Source organism: Shewanella sp. LZH-2 (assembly GCF_016859145.1).
In the GTDB taxonomy this organism is placed as follows: domain Bacteria; phylum Pseudomonadota; class Gammaproteobacteria; order Enterobacterales; family Shewanellaceae; genus Shewanella; species Shewanella xiamenensis.
Genome location: NZ_CP069350.1, coordinates 4,058,113 through 4,078,005, shown reverse-complemented (window position 1 = coordinate 4,078,005; position 19,893 = coordinate 4,058,113). Strand labels below are relative to the sequence as shown.

The following is a 19,893-nucleotide window of genomic DNA, read 5'->3' as shown; positions in this document are numbered from 1 at the left end:
TTTCTTAGTTCTTTATTTTATAAATCAAAGCTATAGGAGTAACCTAAAGCGATTTTAGCATCGTCATCAGCCAGATCAGTATCTGATACCATAAAAGAGACTGTGCCCATGCTGGTATCTGCACTAAGTGTTACGTTGTAATCGGCATAGTTATCCTCACCAAACCAAGCTTCAACCACATCGCCCGTGGAGTAGCCATAGTGGAATGACAGGCTAAGTTTCTCGGTTAAAGGGAAAGATGCTGTGGCGGCAAGATAACTCATATCTTTGTTATCGAGTGGTTCCGCCGCTACGTCATCACCCGCATTGATCACGTGGGAATAACTGAGTTCGACCCACTTCCAGGTAATAGCCCCGTGGAGCTCACCAAAATCGATGCTGCCTTCGGCATCGGGGTAGGCATAATAGAGATAGCCAAAATCATAGCTGAGATCGTCGGTGATGTTGCCACCGTAACCAGCATAGAGGTCTAACTCGTAGCTAGTGTCATTGCCAAAATCGACATTTGATGCCCACGTACCCGCATAAAATCCTGAGTCATGATTGTAGTCAAGACCGCCTTGGATCGCCACCGCATCATTGGTTTGAGTCACTCCGCGCCATAGATAGTTTGATGTGCCGCCAATATTGCCGGATACCGCCGCAAAGACGTTAGTGGTTAGTAATAATCCCGTCGATAATGCCAAAACGCTGTACAGTGATTTTCTCATACTCATCCCCTCGATTGACTTATTTATCGATTCACTCATGCCACTTAAATACGGCGGCATTGGTGCATCATGGTTTTTTCTGATAAGGGAGTTGCTAATCACATGCCATTATTTTAATCGTTTTAAAAACAATTGTTTAAAAAAACCTTGTTAAAAAAATGTTTTTTATTGCTCAGAAATGGAGCAGATGCTGCACTGTGCTTGTGCAAAAAATCATCTTTCATACTTTCGTGAGGGCAAAAAAACGCCTCACAGAGGAGGCGTTTTATAAAATCAATGTCGAGCGAATTAGTTCACACTATCACGCAGGGTTTTACCCGCTTTAAACTTAGGTACAGTCGCTTCCGCAATTTGGATTTCTTTGCCCGTTTGTGGGTTACGACCAGTACGAGCTGCACGAGTCGCTGTTTCAAAGGAGCCAAATCCGACGATAGAGATTTTGTCACCGTTTTTCATTGATTCAGTAATCGCCGCTTCGAAAGATTTCAATGCTCGTGCTGCTTCAGCTTTAGTGATATCGGCATTTTCTGCAATTTTGGCGATAAGTTCAGTTTTGTTCATTTTTATTGTCTCTTCTTTCCGTAGATTTATGTAAGTCAGCGAGCCTAACATGCCACAAGGTTAAAGCGTTGGAAAGCCCTTTGCTGCGGGCTTGTGTCATCGAAGTAACAAAATTGGAGGGTATTTGCGCCATTCGTGACTTAGGTTTTATTCTTCGAGCAACTGATATAAGAGTTGCTTAACCAATTTGGGTTCGAACGGCTTGTCGCATAGGGCATTCACCCCTGCCTGAGATACATTACTTAAATGTGTATCGTTAGCCTCAGACGAGACCATTAAAATAGGCACGTGGGATTGTTGACTTTCATTGCGGATAAATTGCGTTAATGCCAGTCCATCAACGCTGGGCATATTGTAATCAGTGATAATTAAATCAAACATATTATGACGCATTAACTCAATGGCTTGCGCACCATCTTCTACTTCGGTAATCAGTTTTATCCCCAAATTACCAATAGTTCGCTTGATCACATTACGTGCCATGCGACTGTCATCAACCACAAGCACGCGTACATCGTGCACATCGAAGTGGCTTAAGTCGAGTTCATCGTGGCTGAGCAAATCGATGGTCGCATTTAGCGCCTTGCCTAAGTGTTCGGCATTAAAAGGTTTTGGCAGAATGGCGACTACGCCAGACTGGCGGAAAATCTCCAATTGTTCACGGCGACATTCACTTGAGATCAGCATAAATTGAATATCTTTATATTCACTTTTGCTGCGCAGGTAGTTCAAAAACTCGGTCGCTGTTCCATCTTCAAAATGCATTGCACTGGCAATGAGATCGGGTTTGTGTCGAGCAATGAGTCCTTTAGCCTCTTCAATATTGGCAGCATTTTCGATGCTAACAATGCCTTCTTGTTGTAAGCGCTTGATGATAATGCGGCGCTGGGTTTCCGATGGCTCAATAATAAGCATCGATAATTCGTTAGGCGATAAATGAGTCATAGTCACAAGCTATTGGGCTTTTTAGAAAGGCGTTAACTTAGGCGAGAAATAACTGCTTCGCAACATATTAAATCAAGCTTTCAATTTTGCGGTTAAATAATCACGGGTTACCCGTGAAAATGCGATCCAGTACTGCACTAATAGCAGGGCAATGATAGACAGCACCAGCGGTAACATCGGGATGTTATGACCCTCTACCACCACTTTAACGTCTTGAGGTGTAATCTGATAGGCGATAATGGCAGTAACCCCAAGTGCTGACAGGCCTAAGGTTTGTAATCCAATATAAATTTTGAGCACTAAGCTAGACCAAGGTGCTTGTGTCAGTATGCCAAACAACACGGGCAATACACCTAAGCTAAAGAGATCGAATGAACCCGTGGCAACCGCACGTAGCAGGGCAACAATGGCAAACAGAGTATAAAGGGTTATCAATAGGATTAGGCGTTTAGGCATAAAGTTAGGGTTACTGGCTAATGTGAAGTGGAGCAAGTGTAGGAAAAGCCCAGAACTGAGTCCAGCATAACCGTATTATCATGTAGAATACGCCTTTGCTTGGGTATTAAACATTAGGTTAAGTGATGACAGAAGTAGAATTTTGGGACTTAGTGACCCGCAGTGAACCAGCGCAATCCCAAGAGTCTTTGGTTGAGGCATTAAAGCTGAAACTGAGTAAACTGAGTGATGAAGAGCTAAAAGTCTTTGATAAGCTGTTTGGTCAACAGATGCGCCGAAGTTATTTATGGTCGGTTTGGGGGGCGGCTTATATCATTACGGGGTGTGATTCTGATTATGCCTTTGCCGAATTTCGCGCGTTTCTGATTTCACTTGGACAAGCCCGTTATGAGGCCGTGATTGCCCAGCCTGATTCGTTAGCGAAGTTAACCGCATGGCCAGAAAAGGATGGTTATGCCTATCCCTTTATTGAAGATTACGATCTTATTGCAGGGCAATTATACGAAGACCGAACGGGTAAAGAGTTGCCTTTTATGCCTTCGGGTAAAGCGACTCCCGTAGGCAAAAAATTTAGCACTAAACCCAAAGACTTAAGACAGCAATATCCTGAGCTTAGTGCGCGTTTTCCGTTTTAATTCGCCCTAAGAGCGCAAACATGCGTTACTGGTAACGTCGAAGGTCATGCCGTATTGGGTACACGTTTGGCGCATGAACTGATGCTCCTCCTGTGCTAATTGGCGGGTAAATTCTTGATCGAGCTGCTCAGTCAGGCGTTGCTCTGCAACTTGCTGTGACTGAGCCAGTTTATCGAAGTGCGATTTTACTGCTTGTTGCTGTTCGGCCGTCAGTGTCGCAGCATGGCTGGATAAACTAATCAGTGTGCTGAGTGTGAGCAGAGTGCATAAGGTAAACTTTGTTATCACTACATGGCGTATGGGGGCCGTTTTTAGCTTCATAGATAAACTCCAAATTAAAATCACCAGAACTCGGTTGGTTTTTAAATCGTCGTTTGGCTTTCATCGTGCATATATGGCCCCATCCGGTTTGCAAGACATTCGATAACGATTTTGAGAAGAGTTCATTGCACCCATATATCCGGCCTGTTATTGAGGGATCCCTCTGGCCCTGATGGATATCTGCTTCTACAGTCCTTATCATCCCTGCGGCTTCGTAATGAGCCTATGCCCGACTAAGGTTTTTAGTAGATCAGTCTGACTGTCTCATCATCAAATCAAGTGTCTTAGCAACTTGCTGGTTGGTTAATTATTCACGTTTATTGAATCTATTCAGTACTATACTGGAAGCCGATACTCTTCCTCACGCGCCGCGATAACCCATGCCATTCTCGCGAGTTTATTGGCGACGGCCACACAGGCTCGATTAAAACCTCGGCGCTCTGCTAACTGTATTGCCCAGCAGCTAAATTTATCCTGTTTATGACAACTGTGCTGCAACACCGCTCTGGCGCCGTGAATAAACAGGGTACGTAAATACGCATTTCCCCGCTTGCTTATCCCAAGGAGGTTATCTTTACCTCCGCTGCTGTGTTGCTTGGGAACCAAGCCACACCAAGCTGAAAAGTGTCTACCATTACTGAAGTCTTTACCCTCTCCAGCAGCCGCATAAAAGGCCGTAGCGGTGACGGGACCAATACCTGGGATAGTCTCTAAACGCTGGCAAATCACATTGTTTTTCGTTTCAGTGAGTACTTGGGTATCACAATCCTTAAGCCGTCTTTCTATATCTGTAAACTCTTCATATAACTGATAAAAAATTGTTCGACCTTTGGTAGTCAGCGCATTGGTTTCGTTAGTCAAAATCTCAGGAAACTGTACTTTAAAAGCCGATTTACTTTTGGCTATCACGATGCCGTATTCAGCTAACATGCCTCGCACTTGGTTGATTAAGGCTGTTGATTGCTTAGTTAATCGTTCGCGCATACGGTGGAGCAGTTGCACATCTTGCTGCTCGACGCTTTTGGGTTTTACAAACCGCATGTTGGGTCGCTGCGCAGCCTCCGCGATGGCTAAAGCATCATTGTAGTCATTTTTGTTACCTTGCCGAAAAGGCACGACAAATTGAGGAGCAATTAACTTGACGCTGTGGCCCAACAGCTCAAATTCTCTGGTCCAGTAATTTGCGCCACTACAGGCTTCCATCACAATCAGACAAGGCTCAATTTGAGCGACAAAGGGCAGCAAGTCTTTGCGTCTAAGCATTTTCTTTTTAATTAACTTGCCTGCTTTATCGACGCCAACAGCATGAAAAACAGACTTTGCGATATCTAAACCGATTGTAGTAATCTTCATAGGTGGACCCGTCCTCTTTCTGATGAGTTTTAGCGACTACATCGTGGCCCATTGTGAGGCCGATTTAAAGTGGATGGGTCCATTCCATTATCCATGACCAACAAAACCAAAGGTATTGCTTAGAAATTAAGCTTACCTGGTATATCTTGAACCTTGGCTGAACCATAACCTTACTGCTCGTTACGCATCTCTTGGCATTGAAATCCCTGTTTACGGGAGTCAAAACCACATTTTAGACCGCATTCCCAAGGCACGTTATCGTAAAAAGATGATTGCTCTTTGGCAAAGTCTCGACAGGCCTCATAGCTATTGAAATTATCAGTTTTTTTATACTTACCTGAATCATAACCATGGGTATAAATAAAAGATGACCAAGTTTCTGGGCGCGTGTCTTTCTCCCCTGAGGAGATAAACCAAATCGCGCTGGCAAAACAGGAAAGTAGGATCAATACAAATACAGGTACAACGGGGAATTTCATTTTTAATTAGAGGTCATAAAACAGTGTGCGAAGGATAATACTTTTTTAGGTAATATGCGCGTTAAAAAGTCACAAATTAATAACTTTATCCCTTATTGGGTATTGGATACAAAAAGATACGATATCATCTGAAATTTTCTATCATATTTACTAATTTATACAAAAGCTTACTGATTATGTGCTGTTAAGGGGAGCGTTTTGCATTAAGCTCGAGTTCAGGTTAGATTTTGTACGGTATAACGCAGAAACTATTAGGCCTAGGAGGCAAATATGAAAGTCCAGTTCCTATTACTCGCCGGTGTGTTGAGTTGCAGTAGTGTGTGGGCCGCCGATGAGGCGAAAACTGACCCTGTGACTGAAGACGGAGTGGTGAAGATTGTTTGGCAAAATCCAAAAGATTTTCGTGATATTAAATCTTCGGGCGAAATTCAGTCCCGTTATGAAAAGCGTTTATTCGATACCTTAACCACAAATATCAATAAAGAAGCCGTAAAAGTCTTAAAACCGAACCAAAAGTTGGAGATGACAGTTACTGATGTCGACTTAGCGGGCGATATGCGTCCAACCTTTGGGGCGACAGCTGATGATTTACGGGTGATAAAAGATCTTTACCCACCCCGTATAACCTTTAGTTATCAAGTGCTTGAAAATGACAAAGTGATCATCGCGGGGGATGAAAAACTCTCCGACATGGGCTTTATGTCCGGCATTCAGTCAGTGAATGACAAGCCATTTATGTATGAAACAAAAATGCTCAGCGATTGGTTGAAAAAAACCGTTGCGCCTAAGTTGTAGGCATTAGTCCCATCTAAGCACTCAAGGCTTGAAGAGTCTCTTCTTGTTCTTCTAACAGGCAAAATCCGTTACTTGCGGATTTTGCCTGTTTTTTTGCCTTGGCACTTAAGGTCGATAGGCTGTGTTCATTGCAGTTAAAGGTATGGGCTGGTGTGAGTACGCCGACGCATAGGCTGATCAACTTGTGATAACAAGCTTGTCCTTGCCTGTCATCTGCCAGCATTTCTTGGGCTTGCCAATGTTCGGCACTATAGAAGAGAGGTTTATTGGTTTCAAAATCCGTCAATATCCGTTGGCAACGATCGATAAGTTGATTGCAGGTACTGATCACCACAAAGTCATCGCCGCCCACATGGCCAATAAAGCAGTTGTCCGTCTTGTATTTCACTAATAGGTTGGCGACCTCGCAGATCACCTCATCGCCGCGGCAAAAGCCGTAAATATCGTTGTAAGGCTTGAACTGACACAGGTCAAAATAGGCCAAGTAGAAAGGCTTTTGTTGAGTTCTGAGACGTTTTAGTTCTTCTTGGATCGGCACATTACCGGGTAAATCCGTTAAGGGATTGGCATGCCTTGCCATTTTGATCCTGTGCTCTGTGATCCGCTGGAGCAAATCTTTGGTGTGGCCAATGCCGAGCAACTTGCCACGGCGCAGAATAATAAATTGCTGGGCGACGGTATTGGCGCTCTCTGAGGTCAATAACTGACTCACAATGGAGAGCGGTTCGTTAGCTTCAATTTGTAGCACTTGGTGATCCATCACCTCGCTAACCGCATGATTTTCATGAAGCGCCCGACCATAGGGGGTACTGAAAAGTTCGAGCAGAGTTGCTCGGCTAATAATCCCCAGCGGCAGTTGATCTTGCGCCACAACGACAGCTTGTAAGGTGGGTTGGGCGCTAAAGGTGTCGCTTAGGTGCTTCAGCTTGAGTGTCGGCACCACTGTTATTGCACTGGTACAGAGGCTTTCAGCGGATTCGCTATATCTTGGCTGAATTTGGGTGTTGTTAGGGACTAAGGTCGCTTTCATTGCGCGACTTGGTTGTGCCTCTGGACGTCCAAGCAAATAACCTTGGCAATAAACAATTCCTAGCTGTTTAAGTACGGCTAGTTCTTCTTGGGTTTCAATTCCTTCGGCAATCACTTTACAAGTAAGGCTTTGACAGAGTTCGACAATCGAGCGCACAAACTCTTGTTTAACTGGGGTCGAATCAATTTGGTGGATAAAGTGCCGATCGATTTTTACATAGTCGGGGGATAACTCTGACCACAGCCGTAAACCCGAATAGCCTGCACCTAAATCATCAATAGCCGTCATAAATCCTTGGCTACGATAGTGATTCAGGCAAGATTTGAGTAAATCAATGTCATCGGCGGGATATTGCTCCGACAGCTCAATTACCACTTGTGAGGGTGAAATCCCGAGTTGTTGCAACAGTTGCAGCGTCATACCTTTAGGGTGAGCCGGATCGAGCAGGGCTTTTGGGGAAATATTGATAAACAAACGCCCTTGAAACTGACGTAGCTTAAATTGCTCCAGCGCAATACGGCGGCATAAGGTTTCTAACTCACTCAACTTGCCTTGATGTTCAGCGGTTTTAAAGAGGGGAACGGGTGAATATAGTGGGCTGTGTTCTGGCCCACGACTGAGCGCCTCAAAGCCGTGGATCTTATGTTCCAATATATTGAAAATGGGCTGAAATAGGGGGCTGATTGCCCCCTTCGCAATTATCTTATCAAGCTCTTGTGCTAGATCTAAACTCGTCATTACTTCTGCCCCCGCAACAATGTTTGCGGAGTCTATGACTTAGAAATGACAAAATGATGACAATTTGTGCGGCTGAAAATCCACTCGTGGAAATGGAATTAACTTTGCTTTTTAAAGGCGTGCAGCGTTTGCAGCAGCGCGGCCAGTTGACGCACTAAGGTTTCGAGTGCGACGGGGTCAAGGCTACTGTGTTGCTGCAATTTAGTTAAGTCATCGACCAGTTCTTGCACGTATGGCAAAAAGCGATTGCTTGAAACCATAAACCCTTGTTCGGCTGTAAAGATACTCGTGAATTTTCCATGGCCAGCTTTTTTCAATTCATCTAACTTAGCGTCGGCATCGATGGCTTGGCGATAGGCGATTTGAAGATTTTCTTTCAGTTGCTCTATAACCTTAGTGTGTGGCATAACAGCGTCTCATTGCAAAATTTGCAGGAATTATAAGGGGCAAAGGATATGGCAACAAGTCGGTGGCGACTATTACTCGTACTCTTAAGTGTTACGCTGTTTGCAGATGGGATAACTTGGGCTGCATCGACAGATAAGCCGCCATTTTATCGTGTGCAATGGCAGGGGAAATCTGCTTATTTGCTGGGCTCTATTCATATTGGTCGTGCTGATTTTTATCCTATGCCTGCACAAGTTGAGGCGGCGTTCGCCAAATCCAAAGGACTTGTTGTCGAAATCGATATGAATAAGGTTGATAGCCGCGCCTTATTGCAAAAATACGGTATGGCAAATTCAGCGCAAGGGCTTGATTGGCAAAGTAGAGATAAACAAACAGTCACTACAATGAACCAATATTGTGTGGATAAAGCGAGTTTATGTCAGTCAATTCAAGCTTTCGCGCCTTGGCTACAGGCATCTCAACTTAATCTATTACGCTACAATGGCTTAGGTTTTAGCACCGATTATGGTGTCGACATGCAGTTGCTTGGGCGCGGGGATAAGCCCGTTTATGAGTTAGAGACGGCTGAGTCTCAGTTTCAATTACTTGCCTCCTTCGATAGTCAAATCCAGTGGGCAATGGTACGTGAAGCTATTGATGCGCCGGATGCTGAGCTGCTCTCACTGGTTGATGCATGGCGCAGTGGTGATGAAGCCGCGCTGGATACGCTAATGCAGGAGCAACTGGGTGGCGAGGGTGATACACAGATGCTGGATAAAATTCTCTGGCAGCGTAATAAAGTCATGGCTGATGGGATAATAAGATTGATGGGTTCAGTAACTGCTAGCGAGCCTTTATTTGTGGTGGTGGGAGCGGGCCATGTGGTTGGCGATAAGAGTGTGGTGCAACTCCTTAAGCAGAAGGGCGCGACAGTAACCGCCTGTTGGCGTGAGCAATGTGACTGATCATACTGATATTTAGTGATTTGACTGGGATTGTGCTTGGGACTCTGAGTTTTAACGCACTTGGTGCACTGAGTTAGGAACAAATCATCGGGTGATTTAATAATACAGAACGCCAAGGCGTCCTGTATTATTTCGCGATATTACTCAGATGCTTGGGACGTTGCAGCGCTTTGCCCTAAAAAATGCACATAACGACCGAGCGAAATATAGGGCTCGCGTTGCGAATATTCGAGCTCCATCGCCAGCAGTTTTTGATAGTCAAAATCCGCAGCTTGCTGTTTTTTCAAATAATCGTGAATGACTCGCACGCCCGACTCGCGCAGCAGGGTCATGTGCCATTCGGCAAACCATTGTTTAACATCATGGATATAAAGCGGGTGCGTTGGCGTGAGGCGCACCTTCTTCTTCACCTTTAGATCGGCAGCTACATAGTCGAAATTACCCGACACGAGCGCATGGAATCGCATCGCTTCTTTATTATAAAACATCAGCGAAAACAGCCCATTGGGCTTAAGCATGGTCAATAAGCCTTCCATGGTGGTCTTGGCATCGACTAGCCATTCAACCACAGCATGACAAAGGATAAGATCGAACATGCCATGTTCAGCAATCGATAAGGCTTGAATGGGCGAATGTACTAAGCTGATGGCCAATGGCGTGTCGCTGGCATCGATTTGCTCTTTCGCTTGGGCGAGCATTTCAGCGGAAATATCGCACAGCACGACTTCATGTCCGAGGCGTGCTAGCTTTTGGCTGAAGTAACCAAAACCGCCGCCGGCATCTAAAATTCGTAATTTTTTATCGCCAAATTGCGCTAATGCAGGAGCAAGATCGCGCCATAGCACGGCAGCACGGATTTCACCTTTAGGCGTGCCATAAATATTCTTCGCGAATTTTTGCGCGAGTTTATCGAAATTCTTATCTTGCACGGGTTAACTAAGTTAAAGACTGGGGGCGATAGTGTCGCACAGGCGGCATATTTTCGCACTTTTCCTGTAGCTGCGATGATTGTTGCTTTAGGAGTTGAGTGTAACTTTTTGATTTTAAAGGTAGTAAAAAATCCTACTTTACTTAGGGATACCCAGAACTCGATCCTCTAGGGTATAATCATGCCGTTTTCGATAAACCTGACTCTAATATACCCAAGCGACCTGAAGATATGAGTTTCAGAGCGTCTAGGGGGCTTCAATTCAAGGCGCATCAATGAAGGAATGTGAACACCTTGTGAATTGATGCAACACCGAAGTGGAGTGCCCTAGGCGCTCCGTCTCGGCGGGTTTTAACGCTCTTTATGCTGTGTTGGTTATTTTTAACTTAGTCCACTAGGTCCGCAAACAACCGCCTTGCCTAAAGAGCGTTACATTCCCGCTGAATCCTCATCTTCAGGTTGTTTGGGTATAATTGTCCATTCGGAGAGTCAGCATCAGCCCTTTTAAGACACTGTTTTGCCTGTTTTACACTCGTGATTTTTTGATTTTCCAGATGTTATGCATCTGTCCGGGGGTATTGCTGGCTATCCGTGCATAGGGATAGTTAATTAAAAGGTACTCAGACTTGAATAATGCATATTGTGTTGAATTGAACGCGATGCCGTCGCTGTTTTCTCTTTATCGCAAGATTTTCTTTGGCCGTAAACCCGGTTGGGATCAACAGCCGCTGCCTTATATCAAGGTGAGCGCGCCCAATGTGAAGGTGTCCGAGGCAAAAGTCAGCCAATATGCGCAAGTGTGTGGTTTTGATTTCGACGGTAAAATATTACCTCCCACCTACCTTTATGTGATGGCATTTCGCCTGCACGCGGTGATTTTTACCCATGATGGCATTACCTTCCCGTTACTTGGGATGATCCATTTAAAGAACCGTATTCAAGTCTATCGCCCTACCACGGTCGATGACGTGTTTTCCCTGGAATGCGCGCTAACAACCAGCCGTGAAACTGATTCGGGCTTAGAGTTTGAGTTTGTTTCTAAGGCCTTTGTGGGCGAAGAATTGGTGTGGGAATCGCTATCGACTTACCTCTATCGCATAGAGACTGCCGGTCGTCGCGTCCGTCCACCAAAGGCACTTGAAATGGCTTGGGACTCGCCTCAATCATGGGAGTTGAGTGAAGATTTAGGTCGTCGTTATGCCAAAGCGTCGGGTGACTATAACCTGATCCACCTGCATCCCGTGCTGTCGAAACGTTTTGGTTTTGACCGAGTGCTGGCCCATGGTATGTGGTCTAAGGCGCGCTGCTTAGCGGAATTGATGCCTGAGATTGGTGAGCGCCCCTTTGTGGTCGATGTTGCCTTTAAGCTGCCGTTACTGATGCCCGCTGAAGTGGGATTTGGTTACGAAAAGTCGCCAGACAAGTGGGTGTTTGAGCTGCGAGACAGTAAAGGTCGTAGACCGCACCTCAGTGGTGAAGTACAGCTTTAAGCATGATCAAGATAACGGCGCCAAGTGCGCCGTTATTGTTGGTGTTGTTTGAGGGGGATTTGCGCGGGTTAAGGCACGCTGTGTCCGGTTGATGCTTGCCAGATACTAAACCATTGCTGCCGATCTAATGTGAGCGTCCGCGCGGCCACCGCGGTTTTTATCCTCGCGATATTACCACTGCCAATAATCGGTACGGGTCGACTCGGTAACATCCGCACCCAAGCATAAATCACTTGGCTGATATCTTGGGCGCCAATCTCATCGGCGATGACTGCTAAGGTTTGTTGCAAGCGAATGGCCTGTGGATGGCTATTGTCAAAGATTTTTCCGCCGCCCAAACATGACCAAGCCATCGGCCGAATGCGCCGCTCCTGACATAAATCGAGACTGCCATCGTGTAAACTCGCCATCATTAGCGGAGAGATCTCCAGCTGATTAGTGACTAAGGGCTCAGTTAATCTCGACTGCAATAATGACAACTGCGCATTGGTGAAGTTAGATACCCCAAAATGTTGCACTTTCCCAGCTTGTTTTAAGTCAGCAAAGGCATCGGCCACTAGATCGGCGTCCATTAAAGGATCGGGCCTGTGGATCAGCAGCAGATCTAAATAATCGGTTTTAAGCGACTTTAGTGATTGCTCCACGCTGGCAATAATATGCGCTTTGGAGGTGTCGTAATGGTTCACGTAGCGCTCGGGACGGCAATTGAATGCGGGTTTTATGCCGCATTTGCTCACTAATTGCATCTGCTGTCTTAATGCTGGTTTTAGCGCTAATGCTTCGCCGAACAGGGTTTCGCACTGGTATTGGCCGTAAATATCGGCGTGGTCCATAGTGGTCACACCTAGGTCTAAATATTGTTCTATCAGGTTAAGTCGCTCGGCGGGTGACATTTGCCAACTGTGCATTCGCCAAAAGCCGGCAACAAACTCTGAAAAAGTAAAAGGGGATCCGTTCATGTTGTTTCTCTTTTGGGAATCTGTATTTTGTAGGGTGAAGGGCCTTGGTCGATTTATTTGATGCAGATTAAGGAATCGCTCATTAACCCTTTCGATGGCTATATATCTTAAAGCTAATCACCTACTATCCGCCATATTCAATCAGCGGTGGTTGATACAAACTGTTTGCACGCTTTTGTTCCGTATACTCATTTCCTATAAAAGTTTGTATACCAAAGTTCCAGAGGAAAATATTACCCATGCTAACCGATATGGAGATTTCGCGCCGCGCGCATCTAAAAGATATCGCACAACTTGGTGCAGAGTTTGGGTTGTTGCCCGAAGAGATGCAGCTATTTGGTCATACCAAAGCTAAGGTGGAGCCACAAGTACAGCAGCGCTTAGCCGGGCAACCAAAGGGGAAGCTGATTATTGTGACCGCAGTGACGCCAACGCCCCATGGTGAAGGCAAAACCGTGACGACTATTGGTTTAACGCAATCGCTCAAGGCGCTCGGCAACAAAGTCTGTGCCTGTATTCGCCAGCCCAGTATGGGGCCTGTATTTGGGGTGAAAGGTGGCGCCGCAGGCGGTGGTTACGCCCAAGTGGTGCCCATGCAGGAGCTGAATTTGCACCTAACAGGCGACATTCATGCTGTGAGTAGCGCACATAATCTTGGGGCGGCGGCGATTGCTTCTCGGCTTTACCATGAGACGCGTTTGGGGCGGGCGGAATATGAGCGTCAATCGGGATTAAGGTATTTAGATATTGATCCTAAGGGTATTCGTTGGCACAGGGTGGTTGATCATAACGACCGTTGCTTGCGGGAAATTGAGGTGGGATTGGGTGAAAACAATGGTCCCGCTTATCATTCAAGATTTGATATTACTGCCGCTTCAGAGTTAATGGCGATTCTGGCGCTGAGCGGCAATCTGGCGGATATGCGCGTACGTATAGGTAAGTTAGTACTAGCCCTTAATCGTCAAGGGGAAACCATTAGCGCGGAAGATCTGGGTGTCGCAGGTGCGATGACGGCGATTATGGCGGAGGCGGTAAAACCCACTTTAATGCAGACCTTAAACGGTGCCCCTTGTCTAATTCATGCGGGTCCCTTTGCCAATATCGCCCATGGCAACTCATCGGTGATTGCTGATGATATTGCCTTAAAATTAGCCGATTTTGTGGTGACCGAAGGTGGGTTTGGTTCCGATATGGGCTTTGAAAAGTTCTGTAATATCAAGGCGCGTCAGTCGGGGTTAACCCCGAGCGCCGCCGTATTGGTGACCACTTTGAAAGCACTTAAGGCCAATAGTGGCCTAACGTCCGATGCGGATATTAATGCACCAGACCAAGTCCGTCTCGAGGCGGGTTTTGCCAACTTAAACTGGCATATCAACAATGTAGCGCGTTACGGTATTCCCGTTGTGGTGGCGATTAATCGCTTTGCCACCGATACGGACGCCGAGCTTAACTGGTTAATTGAGGCTGTAAGTGCTACCGCGGCATTTGGTTGCGAACTTAGCGAGGCCTTTAGCCAAGGTGAAATGGGAGCCATTAGCCTCGCACAAACCGTAATCCGTGCCTGTGAGCAGCCAAGCGAGTTTCGGTTGTTATATCCTGATGATATGGACTTAGAAGCTAAATTATCGACCTTAGCTGAAGTGGGTTATGGCGCCGCAGGGGTGAGCTTATCCGATGCGGCTAAGCTGCAATTACAGGAGCTCAACTCGCTTGGTTATGGGCATTTACCTGTTTGCATGGCGAAAACACCCTTATCCATTAGCCACGATCCTCAGCTTAAAGGTGTCCCTCAAGGCTTTATGGTACCCGTGCGTGAATTGGTTCTGCATGCGGGGGCTGGGTTTATAACAGCATTGGTAGGTAACGTGATGACTATGCCAGGGCTTGGGTTAACCCCTGGTTATTTAAAGATAGATATCACCGCTGATGGTGAGATTACTGGATTAGGTTAGTTTTTTAGCCATTTGAATGTAAAGATGAAAAGGCGCAATCAAAGATTGCGCCTTTTGTTAAGAATTTGCTTTGACGAAAGACTATTTACTGGTTTGGTAAATATGCACATCGCGCTGTGGGAAAGGAATGCTGATACCCTCAGCATCGAAGCGCATTTTCACCTCACGGGTGATATCCCAATATACATCCCAATAGTCTTCTGGTTTTGCCCAAGGGCGGACGATAAAGTCGACCGAGGATTCTCCTAATACGTGCAACTTGATGAGTGGAGCCGGTACTTTTTGCACTTTAGGATGCGCCTCAACAATCGATTTTAGTACCGCTTCGGCCTGCTCAATACTATCGCCATAGCCGATGCCAAATGTCATGTCGACTCGGCGCTGGTGCTCGGCGGTAATATTATTAATGGTATCCCCCCAAATCTTATTGTTGGGAATGATAAGTCTCTGGTTATCTAATGTTTTAATGGTGGTAGAGACTAGGCTCATATGGCTAACGCGCCCCGATACGCCAGCCGCATTAATCAAATCGCCGACATCATACGGACGATAGATCAAAATCATCATGCCTGAAGCGAAGTTGGATAGAGTATCTTGCAGGGCAAAACCGATGATCACGCCCGCGATACCAAAGCCAGCCAGTAAGGGGCCTAATTCGATACCAAGCTGGGATAAAGCAATCAGTACGCCGATAGTAAATACTGCCTTGCCCGAGAGTGAGGTAAAGAAGTCTTGTAGTAACTTGCTGAAATTCAACTTAGAGTTGCTAACGGTATTACTGACAATTTTTTTCACCAGTTTGCCTGCAAGGCCAGCGACAAACAGGATCAGAGAGAAGATAAATAACTTAAAGACCAATGTTGGTCCATGATTAATGGCTTGATCCTTCGCAGTATTTAGCCATTGCTCTATTAAGCTCGATGCCACATCAATGTTTAATACGTCCTGCGTAATATCACCTGAAATACTAAACAAGGTCTTTTTCAGCAAGGCGGTATTTTGCCCTAGTGCATCCAGTAACTCGATATTGGTGCTGAGGCTCTGGCTGTTTTGTGCTAAACGTTCTTTTAGTTGTATCACGCGACTGGTTTGCGCTGCGGTAACGTCTTTCCCTGCATTGGTGGCATCATTTACCGCATTTTGTAACTGCTGTTGGGTGTAAGTGACAAAGCTGTCGAAGTTATCGGCGCGGTTAAGCAGGAGTTGGGTGAGCTGTGTTTTTTCAGCTGTTACATCTTGGCCAATTTGGGTTAGCCAGTTTAAGGTCTCAAGCCGTTGCTTGTAGTTATTGTCTTTGTCGAGTTCACGTTTGGAGATCTCGAGTAAGGTGGCCTCATCATCCGCCGTGCCAAGTTTTTGAGACAACTTGGTGATGAGATCATTAAAGTAGTCGTTAATTTTCAGATTAAACTGCAATTGCTCTTGGATTAGAGCCAGCATAAAAGTTTTATCGTAAGTATTATCATCTAAGAGTGCTTTAATCTTATTGCGTAACTGTAAGGTCTTATTTTGAATGCGATATTCAACAATGGTGCGTAATTCACCTTGGTATTGAGCTAAGCGCGCAATGTCCTCTTTAATGGCGGTCTGAAGTGTGGTTAATTCACTTTGGGTTTCGTTTGATGCCGAAGCGCTTGGGCTGGTCGTAATGGGGTCTGGATCTGCAGCGAATACCTTGGCACTCATCAGTAGTGGAAAGCTTAGGGCAAGTATCAATATTAGCGAGCGGCGCATAGACGTTATCTTCCACAAAAAGAGGTAGGTATATGATAGGTGTAGAGCTAAACCCTGTAAAATATCAACAGCATAATAGACTAACAATGTTTAAAATTTGTGCGCCAGTTTACAGCTTTAGGCCATAGAATGAAGCTCTGAAACCTCGACGCTAATTAGTTCGACTGAATGGGATAAGGATCTGATAAACTTAGCGCCCCATAGTTAGGAATGTACTTTACATGCTGTGCTCCCATTGTCATCAGTCGATTAAAATTGCCCAAATTACCCAGCAGCGCGGAAAGGGCTTTCACGCCCAAGTCCAATGTCCCCATTGTTCAGCGTGGCTTGGTCATAGTCCTAAATTATTGAAGTTAAAGTTGTTTGGTTTTTATGCGAGTGCCCTGACGGGCTTATACAGTTACTTCGATGCCTCGACGCGGCATTTTTTGATCCCTGTGATGATCTTCTGTGTAATGTTGCTGCTGGTGAGCCATTTTATGGATCAACTGCAAACGATTGAGGCACCAGAGAAGCAAGACGATAGCGATCAACGGCAAAAGTATCGCTAGAGATGGGATGACACTGGTTTAACCCTGTCGAGCCGTTTAGGGGCCTACCACTGAGACTCGACATTGTTTTACAGGGTGAACCTGTTATTGAATAACCTGTTCTTGACTCTCTAATGAGTGTTCTACGTAATAAATCCCGCCCAAAATGACTGCGCCGAAAATCACTATCCCTAAGATTAATCCTAAGTTTTCACGAAAGAATGCTAGCATTTTGGTTGCCTTTTACTGGGTTGAATAGAATTAAATATTTAGCCTGTATAACACTGGGCACATAATAGATTCACTGACTTAAGCTAATCTTAAATAACTCTTTTTGCCAATAATGTGCTCTTTTTAAGGTGCCATCAGTTGCAATGGTAAATATCTTGTAACGCATTGCTTGACCATTACCTTATTGCAACTTACTAGCGGCCTGACTTAAACTTGTGCCACTTTTTACTATGGGGACGACTGAGTGAGACTAGATAGTCACTTAAGACGCACAATTTCGATATGGCTTGCCGCCGTATTGATACTGCTGTCTTTTGTTGCCTCAGCCCATAGTGTGACTCACCTTGATGATGGGGCGAAGACGCACTGTACGCTCTGCTTCCATCAACATCAGCTAAATAAAATTCTGTTCACAGCTCCGCAGACGCTAAATTTAGCGATACAGCGATTTGATGTTTGTGAGTTTGTCTTACCCGTTACCTTCTTCGAACACGTCAGTGTTTACCTAAGCCGTGCGCCGCCTGTTCTCCATTAAATCAACTTTAATATTTTAACTTATTGTATTTCTTGATGACTTAACTTAGTCATCGAGTGCTAGTTGTATTTTGGAGATATCATGACTGTTTTTAACAACCGAATTTCTTTGGTGGCCTTGGCGTGCGCATTTGCTTCGCCGACGTTATTTGCTGCTGACTCAAGTTTAACCAATCCAGCGATCAGTGCGGTGCTGAATGGCTATTATCAAACGGCTGAACGCCCATTGGCAGAAACCGCCGAAGGATTTGGTTTAGGTGAAACTGAGTTGGCGATGAGTGCCAATATTGACGACATGTTCTACGGCAAAGTGACCGCCGTCGTTGAGATGCATGATGGTGAAACCGAGCTTAATCTTGAAGAAGCCTTTATCCAAACCATGGCAATGCCTGCGGGTTTTTCCATCCGTGGCGGACGTTTCCTGTCGGATATCGGTTATCTAAATAACCAGCATTTACATACCGATTCATTCACCGACCGTCCGATTGCTTACCGTGCATTTTTCGGCGGCCACTATTTCGATGATGGCGTGCGCTTAAACTTTGTTGCTCCAACTGATCTGTATTGGACCATTGGCGCTGAAGCGTTCAAGGGCGACAGCATGCGCGCCGCCGATGAACATGGCGAACGTGAGTTTAAAAATGTCGGTGTGTACACCTTATATTCAAAAATCGGTGGCGATATAGGGGATAACAGTTCATGGCAGGCGGGATTGAGTTACTTACGTAACGAAAATGGTCAAGTCACAGCCCATGAAGAAGGGGATGCGCACGAAGACGAAACCGCTGAGGAAGGTCATGACCACAGCCATGCGGCATCTTACACAGGTAAAAACACCTATGGTGCTGATTTTGTGTATAAATGGGCACCAAATGGTAACTATAAATACCAAAACCTGACGTTAAGCGGTGAGTATTACCGCGTGACTGACTTTGTGCCTACCGATCTTCATCCCGAAGATGCACCGAGCAAGGACTATCATCAAGGTTGGTATCTGAGCAGTGTGTATCAGTTCACTCCTAGCTGGTCTGCGGGTGTGCGTTACGGCGAGGTGGATACCCAAGAGCTCCATGGCGAGCATTTTCATGGCCAGAAGTTAAAGGAATCTGAGGTGAGTCTAGCGTGGCATTCGAGCCATTTCTCGACGGTACGTTTCCAGTACACCAATCAGAAGGGAACTAACTTCGATGGAATCGAAGACGACAATGTTTTCACTATTCAATACATTATGTCTCTGGGGGCTCACGGTGCGCATCAATTCTAATGTTGTTAAAGCGGCCGCAGTGGCCCTGTCTTTCGCTTGTTCAGGCTTTGCCCACGCAGAGCTGAATGTGTTTGCCTGCGAACCCGAATATGCCGCATTGGCAAAAGAGTTGGCTCCAAACGCCAGCATTTATTCGGCAACCACGGCCTTACAGGATCCGCATCAAGTGCAGGCGCGCCCGAGTTTGATTGCTAAAATGCGCCAAGCGGATCTGGTGGTCTGTGCAGGTGCCGATTTAGAAGTCGGTTGGCTGCCGATGCTGCAAATGAAGTCAGCCAACGCTAAGGTTCGCTCTACCGATCAAGGGCTATTTTTCGCCGCAGATCAAATCGATACCTTAGATAAGTTAGCGAGTGTGGATCGCAGCATGGGCGACGTGCATGCTCAGGGAAATCCGCATATCCACTTCGATCCGCATCGTTTGCTTAGCGTCGCGAATGCGCTCAGCGCTAAGATGAGTCAACTTGATCCGAGTGAAGCGGCTAATTATCAAAAGGCCTTAGCGGACTTTAGCACTCGTTGGCAGGCGGCGATCCCTCGTTGGGAAGAACAAGCCAAACCGTTAAAGGGTAAAAAGGTCATCGCCTATCACACCAGTTTTAGATATCTGTTCAACTGGTTGGGGATTGAACAAGCCGCTGATCTTGAGCCTAAACCCGGTCTAGCGCCGACCAGTGGCCATTTAGCAAGCCTGCTCAGCCGTGCCGAGCAGGGTGATATTCTTGCGGTGGTTGTGGCGTCCTATCAGGACGAACGTGGTGCTAAGTGGTTGGGTGAAAAAGCGAATCTTCCAGTACTGATGTTACCTATGTCTGTAGGTGGAAACGATAGCAGCCAAGATCTCTTTAGCCTCTACGACAGCGCGATTACCCTCTTAAACGGGGTGAAATAAGCCT

General features: G+C 45.9%; 22 protein-coding genes. 9 read left to right on the top strand and 13 right to left on the bottom strand.

Features of this window, described 5'->3' with window-relative positions; all coding sequences use genetic code 11:
* Positions 1 to 17 precede the first annotated feature (17 nt).
* From JM642_RS17920 to JM642_RS17905, 4 genes are all read right to left on the bottom strand, one after another.
* Positions 18 to 710: a TorF family putative porin gene (locus JM642_RS17920; protein WP_172591271.1), complete on the bottom strand. Its 693-nt coding sequence runs from the start codon at positions 708 to 710 to the stop codon at positions 18 to 20.
* Between the two features lie 288 nt (positions 711 to 998).
* The gene (locus JM642_RS17915) at positions 999 to 1,322 is read right to left on the bottom strand and encodes an HU family DNA-binding protein (RefSeq protein WP_219848070.1); all 324 of its coding nucleotides are present in this window, start codon (positions 1,320 to 1,322) and stop codon (positions 999 to 1,001) included.
* Positions 1,323 to 1,418: 96 nt separating this feature from the next.
* Entirely contained in the window at positions 1,419 to 2,216 is a 798-nt protein-coding gene (locus JM642_RS17910) for a response regulator (RefSeq protein WP_203432271.1), read from the bottom strand.
* 72 nt (positions 2,217 to 2,288) lie between these two features.
* Positions 2,289 to 2,672 carry a hypothetical protein gene (locus tag JM642_RS17905; RefSeq protein ID WP_144375763.1) on the bottom strand — a complete coding sequence of 128 codons (384 nt, stop codon included), beginning with the start codon at positions 2,670 to 2,672 and terminating at the stop codon, positions 2,289 to 2,291.
* 125 nt (positions 2,673 to 2,797) lie between these two features.
* Here JM642_RS17905 and JM642_RS17900 point away from each other — a divergent pair, with 125 nt between their 5' ends.
* Positions 2,798 to 3,307, top strand: a complete 510-nt coding sequence (locus tag JM642_RS17900) for a DUF4240 domain-containing protein (protein WP_037414022.1) — start codon at positions 2,798 to 2,800, stop codon at positions 3,305 to 3,307.
* A 6-nt stretch (positions 3,308 to 3,313) separates the two neighbouring features.
* On the opposite strand, the gene JM642_RS17895 is transcribed toward JM642_RS17900, so the two are convergent.
* The 3 genes from JM642_RS17895 to JM642_RS17885 form a co-directional block, all read right to left on the bottom strand.
* On the bottom strand, positions 3,314 to 3,628 hold the full coding sequence (locus JM642_RS17895) for a hypothetical protein (RefSeq protein WP_144345924.1): 315 nt from the start codon (positions 3,626 to 3,628) through the stop codon (positions 3,314 to 3,316).
* Positions 3,629 to 3,964: 336 nt separating this feature from the next.
* Positions 3,965 to 4,981: an IS110 family transposase gene (locus tag JM642_RS17890; RefSeq protein WP_037431787.1), complete on the bottom strand. Its 1,017-nt coding sequence runs from the start codon at positions 4,979 to 4,981 to the stop codon at positions 3,965 to 3,967.
* 170 nt (positions 4,982 to 5,151) lie between these two features.
* The gene (locus JM642_RS17885; protein ID WP_037414101.1) at positions 5,152 to 5,460 is read right to left on the bottom strand and encodes a hypothetical protein; all 309 of its coding nucleotides are present in this window, start codon (positions 5,458 to 5,460) and stop codon (positions 5,152 to 5,154) included.
* A gap of 270 nt (positions 5,461 to 5,730) precedes the next feature.
* Here JM642_RS17885 and JM642_RS17880 point away from each other — a divergent pair, with 270 nt between their 5' ends.
* Entirely contained in the window at positions 5,731 to 6,255 is a 525-nt protein-coding gene (locus JM642_RS17880; RefSeq protein ID WP_037430174.1) for a DUF3016 domain-containing protein, read from the top strand.
* Positions 6,256 to 6,268: 13 nt separating this feature from the next.
* Here JM642_RS17880 and JM642_RS17875 read toward each other — a convergent pair whose 3' ends face one another.
* Positions 6,269 to 8,023, bottom strand: coding sequence for a GGDEF domain-containing protein (locus tag JM642_RS17875; RefSeq protein WP_069453668.1), 1,755 nt, complete (start codon positions 8,021 to 8,023; stop codon positions 6,269 to 6,271).
* A gap of 98 nt (positions 8,024 to 8,121) precedes the next feature.
* A complete protein-coding gene (locus JM642_RS17870; RefSeq protein WP_047536014.1) occupies positions 8,122 to 8,430 on the bottom strand; it encodes a hypothetical protein in 309 nt (102 codons plus the stop codon).
* Positions 8,431 to 8,478: 48 nt separating this feature from the next.
* Here JM642_RS17870 and JM642_RS17865 point away from each other — a divergent pair, with 48 nt between their 5' ends.
* Positions 8,479 to 9,375 carry a TraB/GumN family protein gene (locus JM642_RS17865; RefSeq protein ID WP_203432270.1) on the top strand — a complete coding sequence of 299 codons (897 nt, stop codon included), beginning with the start codon at positions 8,479 to 8,481 and terminating at the stop codon, positions 9,373 to 9,375.
* Positions 9,376 to 9,515: 140 nt separating this feature from the next.
* Here JM642_RS17865 and JM642_RS17860 read toward each other — a convergent pair whose 3' ends face one another.
* Complete coding sequence (locus tag JM642_RS17860; protein ID WP_088586184.1) at positions 9,516 to 10,304, bottom strand: methyltransferase domain-containing protein; 789 nt, start codon at positions 10,302 to 10,304, stop codon at positions 9,516 to 9,518.
* Positions 10,305 to 10,962: 658 nt separating this feature from the next.
* On the opposite strand from JM642_RS17860, the gene JM642_RS17855 reads away from it, so the two are divergent.
* Positions 10,963 to 11,793 (top strand): MaoC/PaaZ C-terminal domain-containing protein, encoded by an 831-nt coding sequence (locus tag JM642_RS17855; protein ID WP_080612392.1) that lies wholly within the window; start codon positions 10,963 to 10,965, stop codon positions 11,791 to 11,793.
* Between the two features lie 68 nt (positions 11,794 to 11,861).
* Here JM642_RS17855 and JM642_RS17850 read toward each other — a convergent pair whose 3' ends face one another.
* Positions 11,862 to 12,752 (bottom strand): aldo/keto reductase family oxidoreductase, encoded by an 891-nt coding sequence (locus tag JM642_RS17850; protein WP_203432269.1) that lies wholly within the window; start codon positions 12,750 to 12,752, stop codon positions 11,862 to 11,864.
* Between the two features lie 239 nt (positions 12,753 to 12,991).
* Between JM642_RS17850 and JM642_RS17845 the strand changes: the two genes are divergently transcribed.
* Entirely contained in the window at positions 12,992 to 14,704 is a 1,713-nt protein-coding gene (locus JM642_RS17845) for a formate--tetrahydrofolate ligase (protein ID WP_203432268.1), read from the top strand.
* Positions 14,705 to 14,785: 81 nt separating this feature from the next.
* Here the strand turns inward: JM642_RS17845 and JM642_RS17840 are convergent, their stop codons facing one another.
* Positions 14,786 to 16,438, bottom strand: coding sequence for a mechanosensitive ion channel family protein (locus tag JM642_RS17840; protein ID WP_047536026.1), 1,653 nt, complete (start codon positions 16,436 to 16,438; stop codon positions 14,786 to 14,788).
* Positions 16,439 to 16,659: 221 nt separating this feature from the next.
* On the opposite strand from JM642_RS17840, the gene JM642_RS17835 reads away from it, so the two are divergent.
* Entirely contained in the window at positions 16,660 to 16,989 is a 330-nt protein-coding gene (locus JM642_RS17835) for a hypothetical protein (protein ID WP_037414080.1), read from the top strand.
* Positions 16,990 to 17,073: 84 nt separating this feature from the next.
* Here JM642_RS17835 and JM642_RS20500 read toward each other — a convergent pair whose 3' ends face one another.
* The gene (locus JM642_RS20500; RefSeq protein ID WP_011621366.1) at positions 17,074 to 17,199 is read right to left on the bottom strand and encodes a hypothetical protein; all 126 of its coding nucleotides are present in this window, start codon (positions 17,197 to 17,199) and stop codon (positions 17,074 to 17,076) included.
* 244 nt (positions 17,200 to 17,443) lie between these two features.
* Between JM642_RS20500 and JM642_RS20430 the strand changes: the two genes are divergently transcribed.
* The 3 genes from JM642_RS20430 (at position 17,444) to JM642_RS17825 (ending at position 19,889) form a co-directional block, all read left to right on the top strand.
* A complete protein-coding gene (locus JM642_RS20430) occupies positions 17,444 to 17,734 on the top strand; it encodes a hypothetical protein (RefSeq protein WP_037414078.1) in 291 nt (96 codons plus the stop codon).
* Between the two features lie 81 nt (positions 17,735 to 17,815).
* Positions 17,816 to 18,997 carry a hypothetical protein gene (locus JM642_RS17830; RefSeq protein WP_144376593.1) on the top strand — a complete coding sequence of 394 codons (1,182 nt, stop codon included), beginning with the start codon at positions 17,816 to 17,818 and terminating at the stop codon, positions 18,995 to 18,997.
* Positions 18,981 to 19,889 carry a zinc ABC transporter substrate-binding protein gene (locus JM642_RS17825; RefSeq protein ID WP_037414074.1) on the top strand — a complete coding sequence of 303 codons (909 nt, stop codon included), beginning with the start codon at positions 18,981 to 18,983 and terminating at the stop codon, positions 19,887 to 19,889. Before JM642_RS17830 ends, JM642_RS17825 begins: the two co-directional genes overlap by 17 nt.
* Positions 19,890 to 19,893 lie beyond the last annotated feature (4 nt).